Origin of the sequence: Allorhodopirellula heiligendammensis (assembly GCF_007860105.1) — a bacterium.
In the GTDB taxonomy this organism is placed as follows: Bacteria; Planctomycetota; Planctomycetia; order Pirellulales; family Pirellulaceae; genus Rhodopirellula; species Rhodopirellula heiligendammensis.
On record NZ_SJPU01000002.1, the window covers coordinates 2255035 to 2261781 of the forward strand.

Below are 6747 nucleotides of genomic sequence, written 5' to 3' on the forward strand. Positions count from 1 at the left end.
TAACTTCGTCGCGGCGGGGGCATGCCTGCAAACGTCGGACGACATTTAACTTGACAGCAGCACGATCTTCGCCGGAGAAAGCAGGTGGCGGTGGCGGGGTGAATTGCTCGCTCCTGCGAACGCGCAGAACCAGTTTCGTGGTTGCTGCCTGTGTACTGCTACTCGTCAGTCCGAGCGTCTCCGTCCACGCGGCTGAACCTGTGGTCCGAGAGGGGGTGCATTTAAGGTTGACGAGTGATGTCAATGACGCAGCACTGCTTGCCGATTTGGTCGACTCCTTTGATGCCGCCGTGCCCCAGTGGCTCGCATTTTGGGGGCTGCCCACCAATGCGGCCGACAATTGGAAAGTCGACGGGTACCTGATGCGAGATGCCGATGCGTTTCGGCGTAGCGGGGCGTTGCCCGATACACTGCCCCCATTCGAAAATGGGTTTGCCACACCCACGGCGATTTGGGTGCATTACCAGTCGACGGACTATTACAACCGGCACCTGATCCTCCACGAAGGCGTCCATGCACTCTCTTTCACGCTCTTTGGCGGCAGTGGTCCGAGTTGGTATAGCGAGGGCACGGCCGAACTGCTCGCTACTCACCGTGATCGTCAGCGGGCTGAACGGGATCCTAGGCAGGCTAACGGTTTGCTCGCCCAATCCGCCCAGGAGTTTCGTATCAATGAACTACCTCAATCGGTAGACGATTCACCGATGTGGGGCCGATACCGAGTCGTTGCAGAACGTCGCCAGGCAGGTGAGTTGCCGACCCTCGCGAGTGTTCTGAAACTGCCGACGGAGCTCAACGGAGATGTCGAGACTTACACCTGGTGCTGGGCCGCAGCGATGATGCTGACCGCCTACGACGATACCCGAGAGGCCTACCTCCATGCGGCGCGGCAGGGCCGAGATGCTTCGCCCGCATTCACGACTCAGTTCTATCGCGACATCAGTCACCAATGGCCTGCTCTCCGGGCGCGATGGCTATTATGGCTGAACGACCTGGAATTCGGGTTCGATCGGGCCCGCTACCGGGTAGGACTATCGACGGACGATCCGAAATACGATGGGCGAAATCACTCGCTCAATATCGATGCCGCCCGGGGCTGGCAATCCGCCGGTTGCTGGTTCCCCGCCGGCACATTGCAGCTGCGAGCGGGTGGGCAATGCGTGATCGTTGCTAAAGAAAATCTGCAGCCCAGTGCCGAGGAGGCGATCGCAGCTCGCGACTGGCTCAGCACGCCAGCTGGAATCACTGTCCATCATCACCGTGGATATCCAATCGGCCAATTGCAGGTCTGCGTCCTCCCGATCCCGTCGGCCCAGGATAAGAAAATGGCCGAGCTGGACATTCAGGCCCCTTTTTTCAGCCGCATCGTCTCCGCGGGCGACGAGTCGACGGGCTCGGTTGCTGATGTTGCGACCATCCAGATCAACAGTCCGTCCTGGGTCCTGTTTCGTATCAACGATGCTCCTGGGGAGCGCGGACGGTATCAGCGAGCCGACAATCGCGGGGGCTATCAGGTCGAGATCGCCCGCTAAGTTGGCGAGGGTCGGACCGAGCGAAGTTCGATTCGGCTGGGACGCAGGGGCGCTTCTTTGTCAACGGTTTCAGCATTTCGTCGAAATTTCTCCCAATAAAACGCCGTCTGGATCGTTAATAATAGAAGTGCGCACCGCATTCACTTCTCTTCGCTCTCAGGATTCCGACTCATGAACCGTTTCCTCCTCCCGCCTGCACTCCTCTGCTTAGCGGCGGCCTCGAACCTATGCCTGTCGGCAACCGCTCAAGACGTCACGATCACAATCAAGTCCACTCCTCCGGAGAGCGACTCCTCTGCAAGTGACAAGGCTCCCTTTACAGGTAATCGCCCTGCCGTCGATGTCGCCATTCTGCTCGATACCTCGAACTCGATGGATGGTTTGATCAACCAAGCAAAGAATCAACTATGGAATATCGTGCAGCAATTCGCCAAGGCGAAGAAGGCTGGCAAGACACCGCAGCTCCGGGTGTCAATTTTTGAATATGGCAACTCCCGCTTGCCCGCTGCCGAAGACTACATTCGGCAAGTTGTCCCGCTCACCGATGATCTCGATAAGGTTTCCGAAGCGTTGTTCGCCCTGACAACTTCAGGTGGCGACGAATACTGCGGCGCGGTTATCAACGAAGCGATCAAGCGTCTCGATTGGAGTGGTGAACCCAACGCCTATCGAGTAATCTTTATTGCAGGCAATGAACCCTTCGATCAAGGTCCTCTCGATTTCCATACCGCGTGCAAAAAGGCGATTGGTGAAGGAGTTGTCGTCAATACGATTCACTGTGGTAACTACGACCAAGGCGTGCGGGGACATTGGCAGGCGGGCGCCTCACTCGCTGAAGGCAAATTTCTGAATATCAATCAAGATGAAAAGGTGGTGCACACTCACGCCCCACAAGACAAAATCATCATTGAACTCAATGCCGCCTTGAATAAAACCTATCTGTGGTACGGAGGTGCACAACAGCGGAGAGCCTATGCGTCCAACCAAGCTCAGCAGGATGCAAACGCCGGCAGCGGATTGAGTAGTCGGGCTGCTGTGAAATCCAGTTCCGTGTACAGCAACGTGGGCCGAGATTTAGTTGACACCTACGACGATGACCCCGCTGCCATCACCAAACTCAAAGCGGACGAATTACCTGAGGAACTGCAGAACCTTGCACCCGAGCAGTTGCTTGAGCGGATTCAAGCCATGTCAAAGAAACGTGCTGAGATCAAACAAAAACTCGCTGAAGCCAGTCGCGAGCGACAAGCGTATGTGGCTGCCGAGCAAGCCAAACAGCCTGCCGCTCCCGGAGATGCAACGCTCGGTGACGCGTTCTCCGAAGCCGTCGAAGTCCAATTGGAAGCATCCGGTTTTGAAGTCGAGAAGTAGTCGGATTGATCCTGCAGGCACTGCGATTTGCCGGTGACTGGATCACAGCGAACACCGGCGGGAATGGAGTGCCGATCCACCTATCTCCGCGGATTGAGTTGATTCATCGGTTCATCCGTCCCACGCTGGCGTCGGATGAACCCACCTCCCCGCGTGCAGGGGAGACACCTGGCTCCACTCACCTTCGGCACCCGCCGAAGGTGTGGATCATGGGGTTAGAAACGGCTTTTGGTTTCGTCGCTAACTCAGAGTGAATCACTGTGGACGACCGACATCTGCCGTAGCTGGCGTGTGCCCACATTCTCCAACCGCACGGTCACACGGATCGCTTGGGGAGTCTCTAAGAACGGCGCCGAGGTTTCTCGTTCGCTCGGATCGTCGGTACCGAATTGACCAGGGAACAGCGACGAATTGGTATCAATCCCATCGGCTGCCAAGTCGGTGATGCTGAGATCAGCAGTATTGAACGGTTCCCATTTGGTTCCCATGAACAGCGGCGAATTGAAACGTCGGTTCTGATAGTAGGAGTCCCTTTCATACGCCGACGTGTAGGTGTCAAAGGCGGGCTGGAACAACACGATGCGACCATTCATGATCACCAATCGACCCGATTTTAGCAGAGCATTGCTGTACGTCTTTTCCGACGTGGTGGTAGGGAATGCTGCTGCACCGGTTACGAATTCCAAGCCAGAAAAAGTTGATTGCATGCGTTGGACATTGAGGCTATCGCTGCCTCCGGGCTCCAAGTTTGCTGTGAGCAGTCCCGAGGTTGCACTGGGAGACCTTGAGATCGTTAGGTCTCCCCACCCGCGCGTGGCGCCGCCAGCGAGCACCGGATAAGCCAAGTCGACGAATCCGCCCCCGGGTACCGCCGTGGGAATCGGTGCACTCGTTGGACCAGACAATACCTCCCGGTAGCCCGCGTCACTGGGGCCGACGACCAAACCGTTGGAGGAGAGATAGAACGCGGCGGTCGGATCGAAGATCTGCACGTCGAGAGCGCGGACGTTGTTGGCGACCACGTCTTCGCCACGACGATCACCTGTTAGCACGAAATCACGGTGTAAATATCCGCTCATTCTCATGGGGGTGATCACGGGGACATTGGTCGCCGCGGGCGCGATCGCTGTGGTGCTGGTGTTCTGCGGGGGCGGACGGTAAGCCGGCGGTGTCCCGTTGTCCGATAGCAGCAGTCCGCCCACGGTGAGGTCTTCCAACGCCAGCACCGGCATCGAGTAACCCGTCGCGCCGCCTGCGCCACCCCATGCACTTACCGTGCCCCATGGGATCCGGACGTGTCCAAAGCGATGGTGAGGCTGTGCCAGGTCGGCGAGTGAATTGGCAATCACCCCCGTTCCAGGAGATCCATCGGTATTGAGTTGCCGGCGTACCGAAAGGTCAGCGACCTGATGAACCGGTGCCATGCCGTTCAACCAATTCGCGGTCGCACCGATTCGCAGTAGCGTATCGTTGGTGCTCAAGTTCAAATCGGGGCGGATCAAGAGGACGCGACGATATAGCATCAGACGATCGGCGATCAGATCACCATCCGCATCGATGATATTGCCGAGGCCGTCCCGTTCTGGATTGACAAAGTAGACGATTTCCGCATACCGCGAACGAATCACGACGGGCGTGTTGGCAGCGACTTCTGTCGCCGACCCGGCACTGGGATCGAGTGCATCATTCAGCAAATAAGCTGGCACTTGGCCCGTGAACCAAGCACCCGGCGGTGAGATCGCGGTGAAGGCGAGGTAGTCATCGAGATCACCAAATCGGCTGTCTTGAGCGACTATCGAGCCTTCCTCAATTTGATTGTTATAGCGACCGGAAATCGTAGTCGTCGCATCCGTCATCGGCCCCTCGTAGTACAAGAAGTACCCGTTGGGATCGGCTTCGTTGCCACCGACGGGCGTGAGTGTGACGGTACAGTTTCGCAGTTCATCGTTGAGTCGTGTCGTGACATCACGCAGTTCACTCGACAACGACACATTGCCGCGGCTATCACGCACCCGCTCACCCACGAACGCGAAAGCGCGTGCCACCGCCGCCATCATGATCAGCGTGATCGCCATCGCGATGAGCATCTCAACAAGGGTGAAACCCCGATGTGAAGGGTGGCGGTGAAGACGACGAGGGTGGTTCAAGAAATGCGACATAACAATCAGTCGGAGTTGACGATAATCGATGAAAAGTGTCTCCCAGTTCTCCCACGATTTACGACGGGAGGAGGAGGAGAATCATCCGGTGGCAGTCTGCGGCGGAGGATTCTCAGGCATGGTTGAAGTGTATTATCACGATTCGCGGGGACTATGGATGAGAAGATCAGTATTCAACAGGGCCCAGCCTCTCACAGTTTCAATCATTGAATCCGCTCACAGGCAGTTTTGGATGTGTTAACCACGAAAGACACGAACTACACGAAAAGCGGAGGGTAGGATTTTATCTGCCTCAGTGATTTTGTCTTGTTCTTTATTTCGTGTCCTTCGTGTATTTCGTGGTCGATACTGCGTGGTGGAGTCGGGGATGTGTTCGATTTTGAGTTACCAAGAAAGACACGAACTACACGAAAAGCAGAGGGTAGGATTTTATCTGCCTCAGTGACTTTGGCTGCTTCTTTATTTCGTGTCCTTCGTGTATTTCGTGGTCGGTACTGCGTGGTGGAGTTGGGGGATGTGTTCGATTTTGAGCTACCACGAAAGACACGAAGTACACGAAAATCGGAGGGTAGGATTTTATCTGCCTCAGTGACTTTGGCTGCTTCTTTATTTCGTGTCCTTCGTGTATTTCGTGGTCGGTACTGCGTGGTGGAGTTGGGATGTGTTCGATTTTGAGTTACCACGAAAGACACGAACTACACGAAAAGCGGAGGGTGAAATTCTGTCTGCCTCAGTGATTTTGTCTTCTTCTTTATTTCGTGTCCTTCGTGTTTTTCGTGGTTAGTATTATTCGAAGCACTTTTGAGTGGCTGGGGGTGTCTAGCGGACGATTCGTTCGTATTGCAGTTTTGGATAGTGACCGAAGTTCACGATGATGCCAAGACGATATGCGGTTGCTTTTAGGTAATTGTGAACTTGGGCACGATGCTCGTCGGTTATCGATTTGACAGCTTTGAGTTCTAAAACGATCTTCTCATAGCAGATGGCGTCTGGGATGTACTTTGATCTTAGGAGGTGATGTTTGTAATTTAGCTTTAACTGAACTTGGGCGACAAAAGGGGTGCCTCGATCCGCCAATTCGAGTTCGATGCATTCTTGATAGACCGGTTCAAGGAAACCACAGCCCATCTCTTTATAAACCTCGAACATCGCCCCCATGATTTGGTAACTTTCCTCTTTGAATAGTATTTCTGCCATCGCTCAGGTTTTCGTTGGTGATCATGCAAAAGCATTGTATCCAATTCTATTTCTGTCCGTGTTTTTCTTGTTTGGTCTCATGTGGTGGAGTCGGGGGCTGTGTTCGATTTGAATTAACCACGAAAGACACGAAGTACACGAAAAGCGGAGGGTAGGATTTTATCTGCCTCAGTGACTTTGTCTTCTTCTTTATTTCGTGTCCTTCGTGTATTTCGTGGTTGATACTGCGTGGTGGAGTCGGGGAGGTGTTCGAATTTGAGTTACCACGAAAGACACGAACTACACGAAAAGTGGAGGGTGGAATTCTGTCTGGCTCAGCAATTTTGTCTGCTCTTTGTTTCGTGTCCTTCGTGTATTTCGTGGTTGATACTGCGTGGTGGAGTCGGGGGATGTGTTCGATTTTGAGTTACCACGAAAGACACGAACTACACGAAAAGCGGAGGGTGGAATTCTGTCTGGCTCAGCAGTTTTGTCTGCTCTTTGTTTCG

General features: G+C 54.6%; 4 protein-coding genes. 2 read left to right on the forward strand and 2 right to left on the reverse strand.

The annotated features are described in order from the left end of the window. The first annotated feature begins 137 nt into the window (after positions 1–137). Together Poly21_RS18525 and Poly21_RS18530 are read left to right on the forward strand one after the other, a co-directional pair. Positions 138–1532, forward strand: a complete 1395-nt coding sequence (locus Poly21_RS18525; RefSeq protein ID WP_302119537.1) for a hypothetical protein — start codon at positions 138–140, stop codon at positions 1530–1532. A gap of 171 nt (positions 1533–1703) precedes the next feature. Beyond that, positions 1704–2903, forward strand: a complete 1200-nt coding sequence (locus Poly21_RS18530) for a vWA domain-containing protein (RefSeq protein WP_146408340.1) — start codon at positions 1704–1706, stop codon at positions 2901–2903. 245 nt (positions 2904–3148) lie between these two features. Here Poly21_RS18530 and Poly21_RS18535 read toward each other — a convergent pair whose 3' ends face one another. Both Poly21_RS18535 and Poly21_RS18540 read right to left on the reverse strand, forming a co-directional pair. Beyond that, complete coding sequence (locus tag Poly21_RS18535) at positions 3149–5062, reverse strand: prepilin-type N-terminal cleavage/methylation domain-containing protein (protein ID WP_146408341.1); 1914 nt, start codon at positions 5060–5062, stop codon at positions 3149–3151. Between the two features lie 819 nt (positions 5063–5881). Next, positions 5882–6259 carry a GxxExxY protein gene (locus Poly21_RS18540; RefSeq protein ID WP_146408342.1) on the reverse strand — a complete coding sequence of 126 codons (378 nt, stop codon included), beginning with the start codon at positions 6257–6259 and terminating at the stop codon, positions 5882–5884. Between the last annotated feature and the right edge of the window lie 488 nt (positions 6260–6747).

Coding starts and splice junctions, on each gene's coding strand:
- Poly21_RS18530 (WP_146408340.1), top strand. CDS start 1,704: ATGAACCGTTTCCTCCTCCCGCCTGCACTCCTCTGCTTAGCGGCGGCC.
- Poly21_RS18535 (WP_146408341.1), bottom strand. CDS start 5,062: ATGTCGCATTTCTTGAACCACCCTCGTCGTCTTCACCGCCACCCTTCA.
- Poly21_RS18540 (WP_146408342.1), bottom strand. CDS start 6,259: ATGGCAGAAATACTATTCAAAGAGGAAAGTTACCAAATCATGGGGGCG.